19 protein-coding genes are annotated in these 21,611 nt (G+C 61.0%); 13 read left to right on the top strand and 6 right to left on the bottom strand.

From position 1 onward, the window contains the following. Positions 1-52 precede the first annotated feature (52 nt). Genes ACNQ0W_RS11405 through hycI form a run of 8 tightly spaced genes read left to right on the top strand, consistent with a single transcriptional unit; the run spans position 53 to position 7,296 of the window. Entirely contained in the window at positions 53-661 is a 609-nt protein-coding gene (locus tag ACNQ0W_RS11405; protein WP_017692772.1) for a 4Fe-4S dicluster domain-containing protein, read from the top strand. Next, positions 658-2,472 carry a formate hydrogenlyase subunit 3 gene (gene hycC / locus ACNQ0W_RS11400; protein WP_062933537.1) on the top strand — a complete coding sequence of 605 codons (1,815 nt, stop codon included), beginning with the start codon at positions 658-660 and terminating at the stop codon, positions 2,470-2,472. Before ACNQ0W_RS11405 ends, hycC begins: the two co-directional genes overlap by 4 nt. Position 2,473: 1 nt before the next feature. Continuing rightward, positions 2,474-3,397, top strand: a complete 924-nt coding sequence (locus ACNQ0W_RS11395; protein ID WP_022651742.1) for a respiratory chain complex I subunit 1 family protein — start codon at positions 2,474-2,476, stop codon at positions 3,395-3,397. A 15-nt stretch (positions 3,398-3,412) separates the two neighbouring features. Beyond that, complete coding sequence (gene hycE / locus ACNQ0W_RS11390) at positions 3,413-5,122, top strand: formate hydrogenlyase subunit HycE (protein ID WP_047726650.1); 1,710 nt, start codon at positions 3,413-3,415, stop codon at positions 5,120-5,122. Positions 5,123-5,131: 9 nt separating this feature from the next. Next, positions 5,132-5,674: a formate hydrogenlyase complex iron-sulfur subunit gene (locus ACNQ0W_RS11385; RefSeq protein WP_003862138.1), complete on the top strand. Its 543-nt coding sequence runs from the start codon at positions 5,132-5,134 to the stop codon at positions 5,672-5,674. Further along, entirely contained in the window at positions 5,674-6,441 is a 768-nt protein-coding gene (locus ACNQ0W_RS11380; RefSeq protein ID WP_045338383.1) for an NADH-quinone oxidoreductase subunit B family protein, read from the top strand. The genes ACNQ0W_RS11385 and ACNQ0W_RS11380 overlap by 1 nt, the downstream gene beginning before the upstream one ends. Beyond that, complete coding sequence (locus ACNQ0W_RS11375; RefSeq protein ID WP_023304315.1) at positions 6,438-6,848, top strand: formate hydrogenlyase maturation HycH family protein; 411 nt, start codon at positions 6,438-6,440, stop codon at positions 6,846-6,848. Before ACNQ0W_RS11380 ends, ACNQ0W_RS11375 begins: the two co-directional genes overlap by 4 nt. Continuing rightward, positions 6,841-7,296, top strand: coding sequence for a hydrogenase maturation peptidase HycI (hycI, locus tag ACNQ0W_RS11370; RefSeq protein ID WP_062933538.1), 456 nt, complete (start codon positions 6,841-6,843; stop codon positions 7,294-7,296). Before ACNQ0W_RS11375 ends, hycI begins: the two co-directional genes overlap by 8 nt. Before the next feature lie 88 nt (positions 7,297-7,384). Here the strand turns inward: hycI and ACNQ0W_RS11365 are convergent, their stop codons facing one another. Both ACNQ0W_RS11365 and ascF read right to left on the bottom strand, forming a co-directional pair. Next, positions 7,385-8,809: a 6-phospho-beta-glucosidase gene (locus ACNQ0W_RS11365; protein ID WP_062933539.1), complete on the bottom strand. Its 1,425-nt coding sequence runs from the start codon at positions 8,807-8,809 to the stop codon at positions 7,385-7,387. Between the two features lie 18 nt (positions 8,810-8,827). After that, a complete protein-coding gene (gene ascF / locus ACNQ0W_RS11360) occupies positions 8,828-10,279 on the bottom strand; it encodes a PTS cellobiose/arbutin/salicin transporter subunit IIBC (RefSeq protein ID WP_116329999.1) in 1,452 nt (483 codons plus the stop codon). A gap of 189 nt (positions 10,280-10,468) precedes the next feature. Between ascF and ACNQ0W_RS11355 the strand changes: the two genes are divergently transcribed. The 4 genes from ACNQ0W_RS11355 (at position 10,469) to ACNQ0W_RS11340 (ending at position 15,432) form a co-directional block, all read left to right on the top strand. Then, complete coding sequence (locus tag ACNQ0W_RS11355) at positions 10,469-11,506, top strand: LacI family DNA-binding transcriptional regulator (RefSeq protein WP_323358203.1); 1,038 nt, start codon at positions 10,469-10,471, stop codon at positions 11,504-11,506. Positions 11,507-11,639: 133 nt separating this feature from the next. Beyond that, complete coding sequence (hydN, locus tag ACNQ0W_RS11350; protein ID WP_017382793.1) at positions 11,640-12,185, top strand: electron transport protein HydN; 546 nt, start codon at positions 11,640-11,642, stop codon at positions 12,183-12,185. 6 nt (positions 12,186-12,191) lie between these two features. Further along, positions 12,192-14,408, top strand: a complete 2,217-nt coding sequence (gene hypF / locus ACNQ0W_RS11345; RefSeq protein ID WP_062933542.1) for a carbamoyltransferase HypF — start codon at positions 12,192-12,194, stop codon at positions 14,406-14,408. Position 14,409: 1 nt separating this feature from the next. Further along, on the top strand, positions 14,410-15,432 hold the full coding sequence (locus ACNQ0W_RS11340) for a HoxN/HupN/NixA family nickel/cobalt transporter (RefSeq protein ID WP_062933543.1): 1,023 nt from the start codon (positions 14,410-14,412) through the stop codon (positions 15,430-15,432). Between the two features lie 114 nt (positions 15,433-15,546). Here ACNQ0W_RS11340 and norW read toward each other — a convergent pair whose 3' ends face one another. Both norW and norV read right to left on the bottom strand, forming a co-directional pair. Continuing rightward, on the bottom strand, positions 15,547-16,680 hold the full coding sequence (norW, locus tag ACNQ0W_RS11335; protein WP_062933544.1) for an NADH:flavorubredoxin reductase NorW: 1,134 nt from the start codon (positions 16,678-16,680) through the stop codon (positions 15,547-15,549). Continuing rightward, complete coding sequence (norV, locus tag ACNQ0W_RS11330; protein WP_417933195.1) at positions 16,677-18,125, bottom strand: anaerobic nitric oxide reductase flavorubredoxin; 1,449 nt, start codon at positions 18,123-18,125, stop codon at positions 16,677-16,679. The genes norW and norV overlap by 4 nt, the downstream gene beginning before the upstream one ends. A gap of 187 nt (positions 18,126-18,312) precedes the next feature. Between norV and norR the strand changes: the two genes are divergently transcribed. Then, positions 18,313-19,827 (top strand): nitric oxide reductase transcriptional regulator NorR, encoded by a 1,515-nt coding sequence (gene norR, locus ACNQ0W_RS11325; RefSeq protein ID WP_062933545.1) that lies wholly within the window; start codon positions 18,313-18,315, stop codon positions 19,825-19,827. On the opposite strand, the gene gutQ is transcribed toward norR, so the two are convergent. Then, complete coding sequence (gutQ, locus tag ACNQ0W_RS11320; protein ID WP_062933546.1) at positions 19,824-20,789, bottom strand: arabinose-5-phosphate isomerase GutQ; 966 nt, start codon at positions 20,787-20,789, stop codon at positions 19,824-19,826. The two genes, norR and gutQ, sit on opposite strands and share 4 nt — an antisense overlap. Further along, complete coding sequence (gene srlR / locus ACNQ0W_RS11315) at positions 20,782-21,555, bottom strand: glucitol operon DNA-binding transcriptional repressor SrlR (protein WP_015571676.1); 774 nt, start codon at positions 21,553-21,555, stop codon at positions 20,782-20,784. The genes gutQ and srlR overlap by 8 nt, the downstream gene beginning before the upstream one ends. Between the last annotated feature and the right edge of the window lie 56 nt (positions 21,556-21,611).

Genomic DNA, 21,611 nt, shown 5'->3' with positions numbered 1-21,611 from the left:
GTCGATAAGACAGTTTTTTCGTCAAAAATGACCATCACCAGAGGATGACCCGGTGAACCGTTTTGTAATTGCTGACTCGACGGTCTGTATTGGCTGTCGGACCTGTGAGGCGGCGTGCTCGGAAACGCACCGCCTGCACGGGCTACAGTCCATGCCGCGCCTGCGCGTCATGCGTAATGAGAAAGAGTCTGCCCCGCAGCTCTGTCACCACTGTGAAGACGCCCCGTGCGCGGGCGTCTGTCCTGTCAATGCCATCACCCGCGTTGACGGCGCGGTACAGCTGAACGAAAGCCTGTGCGTGAGCTGCAAGCTGTGCGGCATCGCCTGTCCGTTCGGCGCCATTGAGTTTTCCGGCAGCCGTCCGCTGCATATTCCGGCGAATGCCAATACCCCGAAAGCGCCGCCTGCGCCGCCGGCTCCGGCACGCGTGAGTACGCTGCTGGACTGGGTGCCGGGCATTCGCGCCGTTGCGGTGAAGTGCGACCTGTGCAGCTTCGATGAGCAGGGTCCGGCCTGCGTGCGGACCTGCCCGACCCGGGCGCTGGTCCTGGTCAACATCCGCGATATCGCTCGCACCAGCAAACGCAAGCGCGAGCTGACCATCAATACCGACGTCGGCGATCTTTCGCTGCTGCGGGCGCTTAACGAGGGGGCGAAATGAACGCGATAGTTATGATGACCAGCGGCGTGGCCTGGTTTGCCGCCGCCGCTGTCCTGGCGCTGCTCCTCTCCTTCCATAAAACGCTGAGCGGCGCGATCGCCGGTATCGGCGGGGCGGTCGGCAGCCTGATGACGCTGGCGGCGGGCGGGGTTGTCCTGATCGACGGCCAGTCCGTCGACACCCTCATCCCGCTGATTCACCACGCCGTTGAGCTTACGCCGCTGAACGCCATCTGGCTGATAACCTTTGGCCTGTGCGGGCTGTTTATCAGCCTGTTTAATATCGACTGGCACCGCCATCAGCACACCAAAGCTAACGGCCTGCTGGTTAACCTGTTGATGGCTGCCGCGGTCTGTACCGTTGTCGCCAGCAACCTCGGCGCGCTGGTGGTGATGGCAGAAATCATGGCCCTGTGCGGCGTGTTCCTGACCGGATGCAGCGCCTCCGGCAAGCTGTGGTTTGCGCTGGGACGTCTCGGCACGCTGCTGCTGGCGCTGGCCTGCTGGCTGGTGTGGCAGCGTTTCGGCACGCTGGATTTTGCCGCGCTTAACGGTCAGCCGCTGGGCAACGACGTCTGGCTGTTGGGCGTAGTCGGTTTTGGCCTGCTGGCCGGGATTATCCCGCTGCACGGCTGGGTGCCGCAGGCGCATGCCAATGCCTCAGCCCCCGCCGCTGCGCTGTTCTCTACCGTGGTGATGAAGGTCGGTCTGTTCGGCATCCTGATGATAACCCTGACGGGCGGTCAGCCGCCGCTGTGGTGGGGCGTGGCGCTGCTGATTGCGGGGATGATCACCGCGTTCGTCGGTGGCCTCTACGCGCTGATGGAGCACAACATCCAGCGTCTGCTGGCGTACCACACCCTCGAGAACATCGGGATTATCCTGCTCGGCATGGGCGCGGGCGTCACCGGGCTGGCGCTCAACCAGCCGGCGCTGATTGCCGCCGGGTTTATTGGCGGTCTGTATCACCTTATCAACCACAGCCTGTTTAAAAGCACCCTGTTCCTCGGCGCGGGCAGCGTCTGGTTCCGCACCGGGCACCGCGATATTGAAAAGCTCGGTGGGATTGGCAAAAAAATGCCGATGATTTCACTGGCGATGCTGGTCGGGCTGATGGCGATGGCCGCGCTGCCGCCGCTGAACGGCTTTGCCGGCGAGTGGGTGATTTATCAGTCCTTCTTCGCCCTCGGCCAGAGCGAGGCGTTTATCGGGCGTTTACTCGGCCCGCTGCTGGCGGTGGGCCTGGCGATCACCGGCGCGCTGGCGGTGATGTGTATGGCGAAGGTTTACGGCGTCACCTTCCTGGGCGCGCCGCGCACCCGCGAAGCGGAGAACGCCTGCTGCGCCCCGGTACTGATGGCCACCAGCGTGGTCGCACTGGCGCTGTGCTGCATCGCGGGCGGCGTCGCCGCGCCGTGGCTGCTGCCGCTGCTGGGCCACGCCATTCCGCTGCCGCTGGTCACGGCGCATACCGTCGTTTCCCAGCCGATGATGGCGCTGCTGCTGATTGCTGCGCCGCTCCTGCCGTTCGTGCTGATGCTGTTCTTCAGACGCGACCGTCTCGCCTCCCGCTCGCGCGGCGCGGCGTGGGCCTGCGGCTACGAACACGAGCAGTCGATGGTCATCACCGCCCACGGTTTCGCCATGCCGGTGAAGGAAAACTTTGCCGCCGTGCTGAAGCTGCGCCACTGGCTGAACCCGGTGGGCTGGGTGCCGGGCTGGCATGGTGCCGCCGTGCCCGTGCTGTTCCGCCGCCTAGCGCTGATCGAGCTGGCGGTGCTGGTGGTGATTGTCATTTCACGAGGAGCCTGACATGAGTCTGTTACTGGCAATTCTTCAGGCGCTGGTGCTGTTCGCCGCCGCGCCGCTGCTGTCGGGCATCACGCGCGTGGCGCGCGCCCGGCTGCACAACCGTCGCGGGCCTGGCGTGCTCCAGGAGTACCGCGATCTCTTCAAACTGCTTTCCCGTCAGAGCGTCGCGCCGGATGCCGCAGGCTGGGTGTTCCGCCTGACGCCGTTCGTGATGGTGGGCGTGATGCTGACCATCGCCACCGCGCTGCCGGTGGTGACGGTGGCTTCGCCGCTGCCGGTGCTGGGCGATCTGATAACGCTGATCTACCTCTTCGCCATCGCGCGTTTCTTCTTTGCGATTGCGGGCCTGGATACCGGCAGCCCGTTTACGGGTATCGGCGCCAGCCGCGAGGCGATGCTCGGCGTGCTGGTTGAGCCAATTCTGCTGCTGGGGCTGTGGGTCGCCGCGCAGGTTGCAGGCTCGACCCACATCAGTTTTATCACCGACACCGTTTACCACTGGCCGGTTTCACGTTCGCTCCCGCTGGTGCTGGCGCTCTGCGCCTGCGCGTTCGCCACCTTTATCGAGATGGGCAAGCTGCCGTTCGATCTCGCGGAAGCGGAGCAGGAATTACAGGAGGGGCCGCTCACCGAGTACAGCGGCTACGGCTTTGCGGTGCTGAAGTGGGGCATCAGCCTCAAGCAGCTGGTGGTGTTGCAGATGTTCGTCGGCGTTTTCTTCCCGTGGGGGCAGATGACGCACTTCTCTGCGGGCGGCCTGCTGCTGGCCGTGGTGGTGGCTGTGCTCAAGCTGCTTATCGGCGTGCTGGTGATTGCCCTGTTTGAAAACAGCATGGCGCGCCTGCGTTTTGTCGAAACGTCACGCATCACCTGGGCCGGTTTTGGTTTTGCATTTTTAGCGTTCGTCTCCTTGCTGGTGGCGTGATTAAAGAGAGTGTTTATGTCTGAAGAAAAGAAAGGTCAGCAGTATCTCGCCGCATTGCATCAGGCTTTCCCGGGCGTGGTGCTTGAGGAGTCCTGGCAAACCAAAGACCAGATCACCGTCACCATTAAGGTGAACTATCTGCCGGAAGTGGTGGAGTTTCTGTACTACCAGCAGGGCGGCTGGCTGTCGGTGCTGTTCGGCAACGACGAGCGCCAGCTGTGCGGCAACTATGCGGTGTACTACGTGATGTCGATGGAGCAGGGGGAGAAGTGCTGGCTCACCGTGCGCGTAGAGGTCGATCCGGCTAAACCGGAATACCCCTCCGTCACGCCGCGCGTGCCTGCCGCCGTCTGGGGCGAGCGCGAAGTGCGCGATATGTATGGTCTGGTGCCGGTTGGCCTGCCGGACGAGCGCCGCCTGGTGCTGCCGGACGACTGGCCGGATGAACTCTATCCGCTGCGCAAGGACAGCATGGACTACCGCCAGCGTCCGGCCCCGACCACCGACAGCGAAACCTACGAGTTCATCAACGAGCTGGGCAGCAAGAAGAATAACGTGGTGCCGATTGGCCCGCTGCACGTCACCTCCGACGAACCGGGCCACTTCCGCCTGTTCGTCGACGGCGAGAACATTATCGACGCCGACTACCGCCTGTTCTACGTCCACCGCGGCATGGAGAAGCTGGCGGAGACCCGCATGGGCTACAACGAAGTCACGTTCCTCTCTGACCGCGTGTGCGGCATCTGCGGCTTTGCCCACAGCACCGCCTACACCACCTCGGTGGAAAACGGCATGGGGATCGTGGTGCCGGAACGCGCGCAGATGATCCGCGCCATTCTGCTGGAGGTGGAGCGCCTGCACTCGCACCTGCTCAACCTCGGCCTGGCCTGCCACTTCGTCGGCTTTGACTCCGGGTTTATGCAGTTCTTCCGCGTGCGCGAGGCGTCGATGAAGATGGCGGAGATCCTTACCGGGGCGCGTAAAACCTACGGCCTGAACCTGATCGGCGGGATCCGCCGCGACCTGCTGAAGGACGACATGATCCAGACCCGCCAGCTGGCGCAGCAGATGCGTCGGGACGTGCAGGAGCTGGTGGACATGCTGCTCAGCACGCCCAACATCGAGCAGCGCACCGTCGGCATCGGCCGTCTTGATCCGGAGATCGCCCGCGACTTCAGCAACGTCGGTCCGATGGTGCGCGCCAGCGGCCACGCCCGCGATACCCGCGCCGATCACCCGTTCGTCGGCTACGGCCTGCTGCCGATGACCGTGCACAGCGAGCAGGGCTGCGACGTCATCTCCCGCCTGAAGGTGCGCATCAACGAAGTATTCACCGCGCTGAACATGATCGACTTTGGCCTCGATAACCTGCCGGGCGGCCCGCTGATGGTGGAGGGCTTCACCTACATTCCAAACCGCTTTGCCCTCGGCTTTGCCGAAGCGCCACGCGGGGACGACATCCACTGGAGCATGACCGGCGACAACCAGAAGCTCTACCGCTGGCGCTGCCGCGCGGCGACCTACGCCAACTGGCCAACCCTGCGCTACATGCTGCGCGGCAACACCGTCTCTGACGCGCCGCTGATCATCGGCAGCCTCGACCCGTGCTACTCCTGCACCGACCGCATGACCGTCGTGGACGTGCGCAAGAAGAAAAGCCAGGTGGTGCCGTACAAAGAGCTTGAGCGCTACAGCATCGAGCGTAAGAACTCGCCGCTGAAATAAGGATTCGCCATGTTTACCTTCATCAAAAAAGTGATCAAAACCGGCGCGCAGACCAGCAGTTATCCGCTGGAGCCGATCCCGGTGGATAAAAACTTTCGCGGCAAGCCGGAGCACAACCCACAGCAGTGCATCGGCTGCGCGGCCTGCGTCAACGCCTGCCCGTCGAATGCCTTAACGGTGGAAACGGACCTGAAAACCGGCGAGCTGGCCTGGCAGTTTAACCTCGGGCGCTGCATCTTCTGCGGCCGCTGCGAGGAGGTCTGCCCGACGGTCGCCATTCGCCTGTCTCAGGAGTACGAGCTGGCGGTGTGGAAAAAAGAGGATTTCCTCCAGCAGTCGCGCTTTGCGCTGTGCAACTGCCGCGTCTGCAAGCGTCCGTTCGCCGTGCAAAAAGAGATCGACTACGCCATTGCGCTGCTGAAGCACAACGGCGACGTCCGCGCGGAGCATCACCGTGAAAGCTTCGAAACCTGCCCGGAGTGCAAGCGTCAGAAGTGCCTGCTGCCGTCTGATCGCATCGATTTAACCCGCCATATGAGAGAGGCCAGCTGATGGAAAACTTACTCGGCCCGCGCGACGCTAACGGCATTCCGGTGCCGCTGACGGTGGAGGAGTCCATCGCCAGCATGAAGGCGTCGCTGCTGAAAAAAATCAAACGCTCGGCCTACGTCTATCGCGTGGACTGCGGCGGCTGCAACGGCTGCGAGATTGAGATCTTCGCTACGCTGTCGCCGCTGTTTGACGCCGAACGCTTCGGCATCAAAGTGGTGCCGTCCCCGCGCCACGCGGATATCCTGCTGTTCACCGGCGCGGTCACCCGCGCGATGCGCTCGCCTGCGCTGCGCGCCTGGCAGTCTGCGCCGGATCCGAAAATCTGTATCTCGTACGGCGCCTGCGGCAACAGCGGCGGCATCTTCCACGATCTTTACTGCGTCTGGGGCGGCACCGACAAAATCGTGCCGGTGGACGTCTACATTCCGGGCTGCCCGCCGACGCCCGCCGCCACGCTGTACGGTTTTGCAATGGCGCTCGGCCTGCTGGAGCAGAAGATCCACGCTCGCGAGCCGGGCGAGCTGGACAACCAGCCAGCCACTCTCCTGCACCCGGATATGGTGCAGCCGCTGCGGGTGAAGATCGACCGCACGGCGCGCAGGCTGGCGGGCTACCGCTACGGACGCCAGATTGCCGACGATTACCTGCGTCTGCTGGGCCAGGGAGACCATCAGGTAGCGCGCTGGCTGGAGGCCGAGAACGATCCGCGTCTCAATGAGATCGTGGCGAACCTGAACAGCATTGTGGATGAGGCGCGTATCAGATGAGTGAAACGGTGGTGTTCAGCCAGCTGAGCCGTAAGTTTATTGATGAGAACGATGCCACGCCGGATGCGGCGCAGCAGGTGGTCTATTACAGCCTGGCGATTGGGCATCACCTCGGGGTGATCGACTGCCTTGAAACGGCGCTGAGCTGCCCGTGGCCGGAATACCTGGCGTGGATCGCCACGCTGGAGGAGGGCAGCGCGGCGCGGCGCAAAATGGAAGGCGTGCCGAAGTACGGCGAGATCGTGATCGACGCCAACCACATCACGATGCTCGCTAACGCCTTTGACGCGGCGCTGAGCGTACAAACCCCGGCGCAGCAGGCGTGGAGCAAAACGCTGCTCGGCATGCTGCACGATATTCATCAGGAGAGCGCCATCTACCTGATGGTGAGGAGATTACGTGACTGACGTTTTACTGTGTGTCGGCAACAGCATGATGGGCGACGACGGCGCGGGCCCGCTGCTGGCGGAACTGTGCGCCGCAAACCCGCCGGGCAACTGGGTGGTGATTGACGGCGGCAGCGCGCCGGAAAACGATGTGGTCGCCATTCGCGAGCTGCGTCCGGACAGGCTGTTAATCGTCGATGCCACCGATATGGGGCTCAACCCCGGCGAGATCCGCCTGATTGACCCGGACGACATCGCCGAGATGTTTATGATGACCACCCACAATATGCCGCTGAACTACCTGGTCGATCAGATTAAAGACGACGTGGGCGAGGTGCTGTTTTTGGGCATTCAGCCGGACATCGTCGGGTTTTATTATCCGATGACGCCGCCGGTGAAAGAGGCGGTGGACGTGGTGTATTCACGGCTTGCAGGGTGGGTTGGGGACGGGGGTTTTTCTCAGTTCTGAGCAGTGCCGGGTGGCGGCTTCGCCTTACCCGGCCTACCAAACCCATCTCCCTCTCCCACAGGGAGAGGGCTGGGGTGAGGGCAACAGGCTACTCCAGATCCCCCCCGTTACTCGCAATCACCTTCTTATACCACCAGAACGATTTCTTGCGCTTGCGGTCCAGCGTGCCGTTTCCGGCGTCGTCCCGGTCGACGTACACAAACCCGTAGCGCTTGCTCATTTCCCCCGTTGAGGCCGATACCAGATCAATGCAGCCCCAGGTGGTGTAGCCCAGCAGCGGTACGCCGTCCTCAATCGCGTCGCCCATCGCGCGGATATGCTCGCGCAGGTAGCTGATGCGGTAGTCGTCGTTGATCTCGCCGTTTTCATCAATGACGTCCTTCGCCCCCAGGCCGTTTTCCACCAGGAACAGCGGCTTCTGGTAGCGGTCGTACATCATGTTCATGGTGATGCGCAGGCCGAGCGGGTCGATGCCCCAGCCCCACTCGCTCACCTGAATGTGTGGGTTACGCAGGGACTTCACGATGTTCGCCGCGCTGGTGTTGCCCGCGTTCATGTCCGCCGACGCGCAGCGCGAGGCGTAATAGCTGAACGAGACAAAGTCGACGGTGTTTTTCAGCAGTTCATCGTCGCCGGGGTCTTTGACAATCACCACGCCTTTCTCGCGGAACACGCGGGCGGAGTAGGCCGGATAGCTGCCGCGCGCCTGCACGTCGATAAAGAACAGGTTCTCGCGGTCTTTCTCCAGCGCCATCCACACGTCTTCCGGCTTGCAGGAGTACGGGTAGAAATTGCCGCCCGCCAGCATGCAGCCGACCTGGTTTTCCGGGTTCACCTCGTGGGCGATTTTGGTCGCCAGCGCGCTCGCCACCAGCTCGTGGTGCGCGGCCTGGTATTTCACCTGATCTTCGTTTTCACCTTCCTCAAACACCAGCCCCGCGCCGGAGAACGGGCTATGCAGCATGATGTTGATTTCGTTGAAGGTCAGCCAGTATTTCACCAGCCCGTTAAATTCTTCAAAGCAGGTGTGGGCGTAGCGGGCGAAGAAATCCACCATCTTACGGTTGCGCCAGGAGCCGTACTCCGTCACCAGGTGCATCGGCACGTCGAAATGGCAGAGCGTCACCAGCGGCTCGATGTTGTACTTTTTACACTCCTCGAACACCGCGCGGTAGAAGGCAATGCCTTCCTGATTCGGCAGCGGTTCGTCGCCGTTCGGGTAGAGGCGGCTCCAGGCAATCGAGGTGCGGAACACCGTAAAGCCCATCTCCGCCATCAGGGCGATGTCTTCTTTGTAGCGATGGTAAAAATCAATCGCCTCGTGGCTCGGGTAGAATTCGTCGTCCCGCAACGAAAACCGTTTTTCCTTGCCGACTTTTACCGCCAGACGGTTTGCGCCGTGGGGGATCATATCGACCGTGGTCAGTCCTTTGCCGCCTTCACGGTAAGCCCCTTCACTCTGGTTGGCGGCAAGCGCGCCGCCCCATAAAAATCCTTGTGGAAAAACAGACATTCTTACCTCGCTTTCAGTTTATGCTTCTGCTGCTTTGTTCTGTACCGGTGCGGTTTGCAGGGCGCGTGCTTTTTCGGCTTCGTCTTCTACCGGGATATCCTCAAACCCTAACAGCAGGGTCAGCACAAACGACAGCACCACCGCCAGACCCATCACGCCAAACACCCAGACGATGGTCATCGGGTTGGCCGGGTCGAAGAACTGCACGCTGGTGAACAGCCCCGGCGCCGCCATCGAGTGGCTGGCAAGACCGGCCATGCCCGCCACCGCGCCGCAGATAAAACCGCTGATCAGGCTCGCAATCAGCGGACGCTTCAGGCGTACCGCCACGCCGTACAGGGCCGGTTCAGAGATCCCCGCCATGATGGCGGAGGCCGCCGCGGCCAGCGCCGTCTGGCGCAGTTCCGGGTTTTTGGTTTTCCACGCCACCGCCAGCGACGAACCGCCGAGCGACAGGTTGGCGCCGATTTCCGACGGCATCACCATCCCTTCTTTGCCCGTTTCGGCAATGGTCTGGATGATGGTCGGCGTAAACACGCGGTGCATCCCTGTCATCACCAGCAGCGGCCACAGCGCGCCCATAATGGCAACGGAGAGCCAGCCCAGATAGCCGTGAATGGTGTAGACCAGCGCGGAGATGGCGCTGCCGATCCAGATCCCCAGCGGGCCAATCAGTACGATGGCGAGCGGGGCGGCAATCAGCACGATCAGCATCGGCTTGAGGAAGTTTTTGGTCACCGCCGGGGTAATGCGATCCACCCAGCGTTCGATGTACGACAGGCACCAGGTCATCACCAGCGCCGGGATAACGGTGTAGGTGTATTTCACCGCCGTCACCGGAATGAAGGCGAACTCAACGTGCTCGCCCTGCGCGGCCTTGGCCATCAGTTCGATAAAGCTCGGGTGAACCAGTACGCCCGCGATGGCAATCGCCAGCGACATGTTGGTTTTGAACTTCACCGCTGCGGACGCCGCCACCATCAGCGGCAGGAAGAAGAACGCGCCGTCACCGATAACGGTCAGGATCGTCAGCGTCGGGTCGCCTTTGCCCAGCACGCCGGTCATCTCAAGGATCATCGCCAGCAGCTTGACCATCGACCCGCCGATGATCGCCGGGATCAGCGGAGACATGGTGCCGATCAGCGCGTCGAGGATCCCGGCGCCAATCCGGCGCAGCGTGAGCTTCTGTGGACCTTCCGCTACGGCAGGTTGCAGGTTAGCGGGCAGCAGGCTCACCACTTCACGGTATGCCTGGGACACGGTGTTGCCGATGATCACCTGACACTGGTTGTCGTTGCGCACCACGCCGAGCACGCCGCTGATGCTTTTCAGGCGTGCGGCGTCGGTAAGGCTTTCGTCTTTCAGAACGAAGCGCAGGCGCGTCATGCAGTGGATGACGGCGACGATGTTCTCTTTACCGCCCAGCGCGCTGACAACGTCGTTTGCCAGCGCAGCGTAATTTTTTGCCATCGGATGTGATCCTGTTATCGTTGTGTGAAATGTAGGAAACCGGTTTCACATAATCATCATGAGTTTCTTTTAATGAAACAAGACCACTTTTTATGCATTTTTTCGTTTCGTGATGACGATCACTCGTGGCCGTAAAAAGCGTGATAACGCCGCTGCGACAATTTTTCTGCGGTGCAGTACACTGCGCCCATCAGGTTCAGACGGAATAATAATATGACCACGATGCTGGAAGTGGCGAAGCGGGCAGGCGTGTCGAAAGCGACAGTATCCCGGGTGTTGTCGGGGAACGGTTACGTCAGCCAGGAGACGAAAGACCGCGTGTTTCAGGCCATCGAAGAGAGCGGGTATCGCCCCAATCTGCTGGCGCGAAACCTGGCGACCAAACGCACCCAGACCCTGGGGCTGGTGGTGACGAACACCCTGTACCATGGGGTCTACTTTAGCGAGCTGCTGTTTAACGCCGCGCGGATGACGGAAGAGAAGGGGCGTCAGCTGATCCTGGCGGACGGCAAGCACAGCGCCGAAGAGGAGCGCGAGGCGATCCAGTACCTGCTCGACATGCGCTGCGACGCGGTAATCATCTACCCGCGTTTTCTGAGCGTGGAAGCGCTGGACGAAATTATTGAGAAATGCGAGCAGCCGATCATGGTGCTCAACCGCCGTTTGCGGAAAAACAGCAGCCACAGCGTCTGGTCCGATCATAAAGCGTCGTGTCAGGACGCGGTATCGCAGCTGATTGAGAAAGGCCACCGGGAGATTGCGTTTATCACTGGCTCGCTGGATTCCCCCACCGGGGTGGAGCGTCTTTCCGGTTACAGGGACGCGCTGGCGCAGCACGGGATTGCAGTTCGCGACGCGCTGATCGCCGAAGGGAAGTGGAACCCGGCCAGCGGCGCGGCGGCGGTCTCTCAGCTGCTCACCCGCGGCGAAACGTTTACCGCGCTGGTGGCGAGTAACGACGATATGGCGATTGGCGCCATCAGGCAGCTGCACGAGAGCGGCGTCGCCACGCCGGGCGCAGTGTCCGTCATTGGCTTTGACGACGTGGCAATCGCGCCCTATATCGTGCCGTCCCTCTCTAGCGTGCGTATTCCGGTAACGGAGATGATCCAGGAGACCATCAGCCGCCTGATTTTCATGCTCGACGGCGGCGAGTTTAAGCCTCAGCAAACCTTCTCCGGCGAGCTTATCCTGCGCGACTCCGTCATTGACGGCCCGCATCGCTGACGTCGACATCTGTCATCGTCACTAATGACGATGACAGATCCTTCTCTTTTTATTTTCCCTATAAAATCAATGCATTAAATATTGGCACGGTTTATGAATAGCTTCGCGCATAACAGTTATGCCGGAGAAGCAGATGAACCGTTTTATTATGGCCGATGCCAGCAAATGCATTGGTTGCCGTACCTGTGAAGTGGCGTGCGTGGTGTCCCATCAGGCAGAGCAGGATTGCGCCTCTCTCACTCCTGATACCTTCCTGCCGCGTATCCACGTCATTAAAGGTGTGAATATTTCTACCGCCGCTATCTGTCGCCAGTGCGAAGACGCGCCGTGCGCCAACGTCTGTCCGAACGGGGCGATTAAGCGCGAGAAAGGCTTCGTGCATGTGATGCAGGAGCGCTGCATCGGGTGCAAAACCTGTGTGGTGGCGTGTCCGTATGGCGCGATGGAGGTGGTGGTTCGCCCGGTGGTGCGCAACAGCGGTATCGGGCTGAGCGTGCGCGCGGAGAAAGCCGAAGCCAATAAATGTGACCTTTGCTACCACCGCGACGCCGGTCCGGCGTGTATGGAAGCCTGTCCGACGCACGCGCTGGTCTGCGTCGATCGCGACAAGCTCGAACAGATGAGTGCCGAAAAACGCCGCCGCGCGGCGTTCGACACCTCGTCATCGCTGTTGTTTTAAATTGCGATGCGCGTTAACGGCGTACAGCTTCGGGTACGCGGCAAGGTGCAGGGGGTAGGATTTCGTCCTTTCGTCTGGCAGCTTGCGCAGCAGCTGGGGCTGGCAGGCGACGTCTGCAACGACGGAGAGGGTGTCCTGGTGCGTCTCGCGGGCAGTGGGGGTGACTTTACCGCGAGACTGCGCCAGGACTGCCCACCGCTGGCGCGCATCGATCGCGTTGAAACACAGCCGTTCAGCTGGACGACGCTGCCGGACGAGTTTGTCATCCGCCACAGCGAGAGTGGGGCGATGGACACGCAAATCGTTCCGGATGCCGCCACCTGTCCCGCATGCCTGGCGGAGATGCGCGATCCCCGCGAACGTCGCTACCGCTACCCCTTTATCAACTGCACCCACTGCGGGCCGCGGTTTACCATTATCCGCGCCATGCCCTATGACCGCCCGGCCACGTCAATGGCGCCATTCCCGCTCTGTGTGCCCTGTGAAACGGAGTACCGCAACCCGGCTGACCGGCGTTTTCACGCCCAGCCGGTGGCCTGCCCGGACTGCGGACCGCAGCTGGAGTGGCGAGCCGGAGACACTATTGCCACCCGCCAATCGGCGTTAAGCGCGGCGGTGGCGATGCTGAAAGGCGGCGGGATTGTGGCGGTGAAAGGGCTGGGCGGTTTTCACCTGGTCTGCGACGCGCTTAACCCGCAGGCGGTTCGGAAATTACGGGCACGCAAGCAGCGCCCGACCAGGCCGCTGGCGGTGATGATCCCGCATGCGGACGATCTGCCGGAGGCCATCCAGACGCTGTTACGTTCACCCGCTGCGCCGATTGTGCTGACGCCAAAAGCCTGCCTTCCTGTGTTTCCTGAGGAGATTGCGCCGGGGCTGAATACGGTTGGCGTGATGCTGCCTGCGAACCCGCTCCAGCATTTGCTGATGCTGGACTGCCAGCGCCCGCTGGTGATGACCTCCGGCAACCTCAGCGGCCATCCACCCGCCATAAGCAACCAGCAGGCGCTGGAAGAACTCAGTGACATCGCTGACGGCTTCCTGCTGCACAACCGCGACATCCTGCAACGGATGGATGATTCAGTGATGGACCAGGAGGGCACGATGCTGCGTCGCGCACGCGGTTTTGTGCCGGATGCCATCACATTGCCCGCCGGATTCCGCGACATCCCGCCCATGTTATGCACCGGCGCGGAGATGAAAAACACCTTCTGCCTGGTGCGTGGCAACCAGGCGGTACTGAGCCAGCATTTTGGCGATCTGAGCGACGAGGGGGTAGAGGCGCAGTGGCGCAGCGCGCTCTCGACGATGCAGGACATCTACGCCTTTCAGCCTGAGCGCGTGGTGTGCGATGCCCATCCGGGATATCACGCCCGACAGTGGGCCCGGGCGCAGGCGCTGCCCGTTGAGACCGTGCTGCATCATCATGCGCATGCGGCAGCGTGTCTGGCGGAGAATGGCTGGCCGCTCGACGGCGGGGATGTTATTGCCCTGACGCTGGACGGGATCGGCATAGGCGAGAACGGCGCGCTGTGGGGCGGCGAGTGCCTGCGGGTGAACTATCGCGACTGCGAACGGCTGGGCGGTCTGCCAGCCGTTGCGCTGCCGGGGGGCGATCTGGCGGCAAAACAGCCGTGGCGCAATTTGCTCGCCCACTGTCTGGCGTTCGTACCTGACTGGCAGCAGTACCCGGAAACGGAGGTGGTACAGCGTCAAAACTGGCCGCTGCTGGCAACGGCTGTGTCGCGCGGTATCAATGCGCCGCGGGCCTCCTCCTGTGGTCGTCTGTTCGACGCCGTGGCCTGTGCGCTGGGTATTGAAACGCAACGCTATGAGGGCGAAGCCGCGTGCCGGCTGGAGGCGCTGGCCGAACGCTGTGCAGGGGTTAATCATCCGGTGACGCTCCAGACGGATAACCTTGCGCTGTTCTGGCAGCAGTGGCTGGCCTGGCGGGCGGAACCCGGCGAGCGCGCCTGGGCCTTTCACGATGCGCTGGCAAAAGGGCTGAGCGAACTGGCGGCAACGCATGCCCGCCGACGGTCGCTCTCTACGGTGTGCTTCAGCGGCGGCGTCCTTCACAACCGCCTGCTGCGCGCGCGCCTTCGTCACTACCTTTCTGATTTCACGCTTCTTTTTCCTTCGCGCCTGCCCGCAGGCGACGGAGCGATCTCCTTCGGGCAGGCGGTGGTTGCTGCCGCCCGATCATGTTCACAAAGGATTTAAAATGTTACGACTTTTACGCAATGAACCTCGTGCAGCGTGCCTGCTGCTGGCTCTCGGGATGGCTAACCTGCTGGCCTGGGGGCTGGCGTGGCACACCTTTAGCGGCAGTACGGCGCTGATGGCGGCCAGCCTGCTGGCCTGGTGTTACGGACTGCGCCACGCGGTGGATGCCGACCATATCGCCGCGATTGATACCGTGACGCGTAAGATGATGCAGCAGGGTAAGCGCCCGTCCGGCGTGGGCGCATGGTTTTCACTCGGACACTCCACCATCGTGGTGCTGGCCTCCATTGCCATCGCCGCTACCGCCACGGCGTTTCAGAAAAACATGGCATGGTTCCACGAAACCGGCAGCCTGATTGGCACCGCCGTCTCCGCCACCTTCCTGCTGGCGATGGCGCTGGTGAATATGGTGATCCTGCGCGGCGTCTGGCGCAGTTTTCAGGCGCTGAAACGCGGCAGGCCGGTGCAGGGGGATATCACGCTGCCTGCACAGGGCGGCGTCATGAACTGGCTGTTCGGCAAAACCTTCCGCCTCGTCAATAAAAGCTGGCAGATGTACCTGGTCGGTTTCCTGTTCGGCCTGGGGTTCGACACCGCCACCGAAATCGGCGTGCTGGGGATCTCCGCCGCCAGCGCCTCCAGCGGGATGTCGGTGTGGTCGATCATGATCTTCCCGGCGCTCTTCGCCAGCGGCATGGCGCTGGTGGATACGCTCGATAACCTGCTGATGGTGGGCGCCTACGGCTGGGCGTTTAACAAGCCGCAGCGCAAGCTGTACTACAACATGACCATCACCGGCACTTCGGTGGTGGTGGCGCTGTTTATCGGCGGCCTGGAAGCGCTGGGTCTGCTGATGGACAAGTTCGCCCTCAGCGGTGGCGTGTGGGATCTGATTGGCGCGGTGAACGATAACCTGGGCGATGCCGGATTTGTGGTGGTCGGGCTGTTTGTCGCCTGCTGGCTGATCTCGATGGCGAATTACCGCTGGCGCGGTTATGACGCGCTGGTGTTGCGTTCCTGAGCCTGAAAAAAAAGCCCCGGGACATCGGGGCGGTGGACAACAAAATCCAAAGGTTAAGTAAGCGTGGCAGTACTGTAGGCCGGGTAAGCGGAGCGCCACCCGGCATGACGAGGGTTAAGCCGGTAACGATTTCAGCAGCGCAAAGGCCTCCTTCATTCTGTCTTCGCTGACGACAAAGGCGCGCATCTGACCGTCGGTATCGGTGCCGCGCGCCACCATGCCCTGAGGCGAAAGGACAATCTCCCAGTCCAGATCCTGACGCTGCGTTTCACCTGCGAGATGCAGCGGTAGTTCCGGCGTTTTTACCTTCACCAGCATGGCGGGTAATTTCACCGGGGCGTTGCCGCCGAGCAGGTTTTTCGCCAGGAACATGGCGCTTAACTGAATCGGTTGCAGGAACGGCAGCACCTGGCCGTTAATTTCCGCGCAGTCGCCCAGGGCATAAATGTCCGGCTGGGTGGTTTGCAGGTAGCTGTCCACCTTCACGCCGCGATTGATCTCTGCGCCTGCGCGGTGCGCCAGCGCGGTTTCCGGGCGCAACCCCGTCGCCGCAATAACCACATCCACTTCCACGCTGCGGTTGCGGTCGAGCGTCGCACAAATGCCGGTTTCGGTTTTGCTCAGGCTCTGTAACTGCGATTTCAGCAGCAGATGCACGCCCATGTCGGTCAGACGATGCTGTAAGCGACTGCTTACTTCTGCCGGCATCAGCGCTGACAGAATGCTGGCCGCGTGGTCAACCAGGGTAACGGATTTTCCCGCCCGGCAGAAGTCCATCGCCAGCTCGGTGCCAATCAGTCCGCCGCCGACAATCATCACCCGCGTGGCGTCGCGTAACAGGGTCTCGCTGGCCTGATACTCCTGCTGGCTGTTGAGCGTGACCATCAGCTCGCGCCCCTCAACCGGCGGCACAAACGCCGATGCCCCCGTCGCCAGCACCAGCTTGTCGTACTGCCAGGTTTTATCTTTCGCGTTCACCACGTGGGCGTCGGCGTCGATGTCGGTGACCCAGGTGTACGGAAACTGACGCAGGTTAAACTGTTCGGCAAACTCCCCCGCCGTCTGGCGGGTGAGATCGTCGGCGCGCTGATTCTGGCTAATGACGTGGCTTAAATCAGGCTTGTTGTACTCATCCATGCTGTCGGCGGCGATCACCGTCAACGGCACGTTAGCATCCTGTTTGCGGATATTTTTCACCAGCTGGCGGGCGGCAAAGCCCGAGCCGATAATGACGATGCCGTGGCTCATTTTGCCTCCGTTGCCAGTTCATCAAAGACGTCTTTCCCGAGGGAACATTCCGGGCAGAGGAAGTTGTCCGGCACCTCGCTCCACGGCGTACCCGGCGCGACATCCTGCAACGGCTCGCCCAGCTCAGGATCGTAAATCCACTGGCAGACGCTGCACTGCATGCAAGGGCCGAGGTCGGCAGCGGCAGGAGCGGCTTCTGCTACGGCTTCCGGCGTAACCGCTGCGGCGGGTGCGGTTTCCGGCAGCGGCGCAAGCGCCCACTGGCGGGCAATGTCGCGACCGTGCTGGCGACAGATTTCCAGCGCGTCGAGATCCGGACGCCATTTCGCCTTCAGGCTCAGGGACATCTCAAAACCGGCATCCTGTAAACGGGTGGAGAGACGGTCTACCGCGCCGCCGCTCCAGCCGTGTGAACCAAAGGCGCTGGCGCGTTTGTTACGAAAGCGCAGGCCGGTCATCTCTTCCACCAGTCCGGCAATTTTCGGCATCATCACGTTATTCATGGTGGAGGTACCCACCAGCACGCCTTTGGAGCGGAAGACGTTGGTCAGTACCTCATTCTTATCGCTGCGCGCCACGTTGAAGATTTTCACCGCCACGTTCGGGTCCACTTCGTTGATGCCCTGGGCAATGGCGTCCGCCATCATGCGGGTGTTGTTGGACATGGTGTCGTAGAAGATGGTGATGCGATCTTCCTGATAGTCCGCCGCCCACTTCAGGTACAGTTCGACAATCTGGGTTGGATTTTCACGCCATACCACGCCGTGGGAGGTGGCAATCATATCCACCGGCAGGTTGAAGCCGAGGATCTCGGTGATTTTTGGCGTGACCAGACGGCTGAACGGGGTCAGGATGTTGGCGTAGTAGCGCTGGCACTGTTCGAACAGCTCGGTCTGATCCACTTCGTCGTTGAACAGACGTTCGTCGCAGTAGTGCTGGCCGAAGGCGTCGTTACTGAACAGCACCGCGTCACCGGTCATGTAGGTCATCATGCTGTCCGGCCAGTGCAGCATTGGGGTTTCCACGAAGATCAGCTTTTTGCCATTGCCGATATCCAGCGTGTCGCCGGTTTTCACGGTGTGGAAGTTCCACTCCGGATGGTGGTGGTGACCGTTGATGGAGTCAATGGCGTTGGTGGTGCAGTAGATTGGGGTATCCGGAATGTGGGACATCAGCTCGGTCAGCGCCCCGGCATGATCCTCTTCCGCGTGGTTGATGATGATGTAGTCGATCTCATTCAGATCGATTTCGCTGCGCAGGTTCTGCACGAACTCGCGGCTGAATTTGTGATCGACGGTATCGATCAGGACGTTTTTACCTTCACGAATGAGATAGCTGTTGTAGCTGCTGCCGCGCAGCGTTTTGTATTCCGTCCCGTGAAAATCACGTACTTCCCAGTCACGTTGACCCACCCAATGAATGTTATTTTTAACCAGAATAGACATAGCAACCTCAACTTAATACGGCGTTTTCAAATAAGATGACTGTCATATATCAAGTTGCGTGCCAACTTTTTAACTCATTGAAAATAATGTATTTATATTTTGATGCTCCCTAATGGGTAGTCATTTTGACTATCTTAAAAATTGTCAATATGACACTATGCATTGTCAAAATGACAGTGAGGCAGAGATGAGCTTTTCCGTAGATGTGCTGGCGAAGATCGCCATAGAACTGCAAACCGGTATTGGTCATCAGGACCGCTTTCAGCGGCTGATCTCCACGTTGCGCCACGTGCTGGATTGCGATGCCTCGGCGCTGCTGCGTTACGAAGGGCGGCAGTTTATTCCGCTGGCTATCGACGGTCTGGCGAAGGACGTACTCGGGCGGCGCTTTACCCTGGAGGGCCACCCGCGTCTGGAAACTATCGCCCGTGCGGGTGACGTGGTGCGTTTTCCGGCAGACAGCGATCTGCCCGACCCGTACGACGGCCTGATCCCCGGACAGGAGAGCCTGAAGGTGCACGCCTGTATCGGCCTGCCGCTGTTTGCCGGGCAGAACCTGATTGGCGCGTTAACCCTCGACGGCATGTCGCCTGATCAGTTCGATACCTTCAGCGACGAAGAGCTACGGCTGATTGCCGCGCTGGCGGCCGGGGCGCTGAACAACGCCCTGCTGATAGAACAGCTGGAGAGCCAGAATATTCTTCCGGGTAGCCCGACGGCGTTTGAGCAGGTGGCGCACACCGAAATGATCGGCCTTTCGCCGGGCATGGCGCAGCTCAAAAAAGAGATTGAGATTGTCGCCGCGTCTGATTTGAACGTGCTGATCTTCGGGGAGACCGGCACCGGTAAAGAGCTGGTGGCAAAAGCGATCCACGAAGCCTCGCCCCGTGCGGTGAATCCGCTGGTCTATCTCAACTGCGCGGCGTTGCCGGAAAGCGTGGCGGAAAGCGAGCTGTTCGGACACGTCAAAGGGGCCTTTACCGGGGCGATCAGCAACCGCAGCGGCAAGTTCGAAATGGCTGATAACGGCACGCTGTTCCTCGATGAAATTGGCGAACTCTCCCTTTCGCTCCAGGCCAAACTGCTGCGGGTGTTGCAGTATGGCGATATTCAACGCGTGGGTGACGATCGCAGCTTACGCGTGGATGTGCGCGTGCTGGCGGCGACGAACCGCGATCTGCGCGAAGAGGTGCTGGCGGGGAATTTCCGCGCCGATCTGTTCCACCGTCTGAGCGTGTTCCCGATTACGGTGCCGCCGCTGCGCGAGCGGGGCGAGGATGTGGTGCTGCTGGCGGGCTTTTTCTGCGAACAGTGTCGGCTCAAAATGGGGCTTTCCCGCGTGGTGCTAAGCCCCGGCGCGAGGACGCACCTGCTGAGCTACGGCTGGCCGGGTAACGTGCGTGAGCTGGAACATGCGATTCACCGCGCGGTGGTGCTGGCGCGGGCTACGCGTTCGGGGGATGAAGTGGTTATTCATGCGCGCCATTTCGCGCTGCATGAGGAAACGACGCCGTCCGTGAAGCCGGTGATACCTGAGAGCGTGAACGAAAATCTGCGCGAGGCGACGGATGCGTTCCAGCGTCAGATGATCACCCGCGCGCTGGAGCATAATAACCGCAGCTGGGCGGCATGCGCGCGGGCGCTGGAGATGGACGTCGCCAACCTTCACAGGCTGGCGAAACGTCTGGGGCTGAAGAGTTAAATAATCCCCGCCTGGTAGAAGTCTTGCAGGTTGATCGCGCCGCACAGCCTGCCGTGCTCGTCCACCACCGGCGCGGCGGTGATTTTGCGCTTCATCAGCACCTCTTTGGCTTCAATGGCGCGGCTGTCGGCATTCAGCGTCAGCCCGCCTTTGGTCATGGCTTCCGACACGTTTGTTTCCAGCCTGCCACCGCCCACCAGCCAGCGGCGCAGGTCGCCGTCGGTGAAGACGCCCTTCACCTGACGGCCGTTGTCGCATACCGCAACCAGCCCCAGCCCGGTGCGGCTCAGTTCCAGCATGGCGTCCATCACGCTGGTGTCGAGTTTAACCTGCGGAATGGCATCGTCGGTGCACATCAGGTGGTGAACCTTGTTGAGCAGGCGTGCGCCGAGCGCACCTGCCGGATGCGAACGGGCGAAATCCTCTTCGTTAAAACCGCGCGCCTGCATCACCGCCATCGCCAGGGCGTCGCCCATCATCAGGGTGTTGACGGTGCTGGAGGTCGGTGCCAGGTGCATCGGGCAGGCTTCGCGCTCAACGGAAATATCCAGCGTTGCTTTCGCGGCCAGCGCCAGCGGCGAACGGGATTTGCCGGTCATCGCTAACAGGGCCACCGATTTTTCTTGCAGGCGAGGGATGATGAGATCCAGCTCTTTGGCTGAACCGGAGTAGGAGATAAACAGCATCACGTCGCGGCTTTCGATCATCCCCAGATCGCCGTGCAGCGCTTCGGCAGGATGCACGAAGAACGACGGGGTGCCGGTGCTGGCAAGCGTCGCGGCAATCTTCTTGCCGATATGACCGGATTTACCGATACCCGCCACGATCACTTTGCCCTCGCAGTGGATAATGGTGTTGGCTGCACGAACAAAATCTTCACCCAGACGCTCCGGCAGGCGGCTGGCTTCCTGTAGCTCCAGCAGCAGGGTCTGACGGCCTGCGTTTAACAGAAAATCACTCATTTTTCTCTCCGGTTACGATCACGTCGATGCCCTTCGCTTCCAGCGCTTTTTTAAATGCCGGATCGATACCTGCGTCGGTAATCAGCTTATCGACGCTTTCAAGGCTACAGACAATGTTGGGGCTTTTACGGCCAAACTTCGACGAGTCCGCCATCAAAATTACTTCCCGCGCGGCGTTGCACATCGCTTTGCTGACGCTGAACACCTCGTTGAAGGTGGTCACGCCCGCGTTGAGGTCGATGCCGTCGGTGCCCATAAACAGCTTATCGAAGCTGAAGTGGTCGAAGGCATTCTCCGCCAGTTGCCCGTGAAACGACGCCGATTTTTTACGGAAGGTGCCACCGGGCATCAGGATGGTCTGCTCGCTGTCGAACTCTGACAGGGCATTGACGATGTGCAGGCTGTTGGTCATCACGGTGATGTTATTAAAGCGGCTGAGCAGCGGGATCATCTGTAGGACGGTACTGCCTGCGTCGAGGATAATGGAATCGCCGTCCTGGATAAATTTGACGGCGGCTTCGGCAATCAGCGCTTTCTGGTGGGTATTGATCAGCGTTTTGTGGTCGATAGGCGGGTCGGCTTCGTCTTTATTGAGCACCACGCCGCCGTAGGTACGAATGACGGCGCCGGAGTTTTCGAGCAACACCAGGTCCTTGCGTATTGTCGTGCCGGTGGTGTCAAAGTAGTGGGCCAGATCCTCTACCGAGCACTTTCCCTGCTTTTGCAGATGCTCAAGTATGGCCGCCTGCCGCTGACGTGGTTTCATAGGCGCTTCGTTCCTTACGTTGCGAAATGATAATTCCGCAAGTTTATAACTTTCAC

Origin of the sequence: Enterobacter cloacae complex sp. 6730903, from assembly GCF_048283985.1 — a bacterium.
GTDB lineage: Bacteria > Pseudomonadota > Gammaproteobacteria > Enterobacterales > Enterobacteriaceae > Enterobacter > Enterobacter hormaechei_C.
Note: the sequence above shows the minus strand (reverse complement) of the source record. Positions and strands in the feature narration are given on the sequence as shown.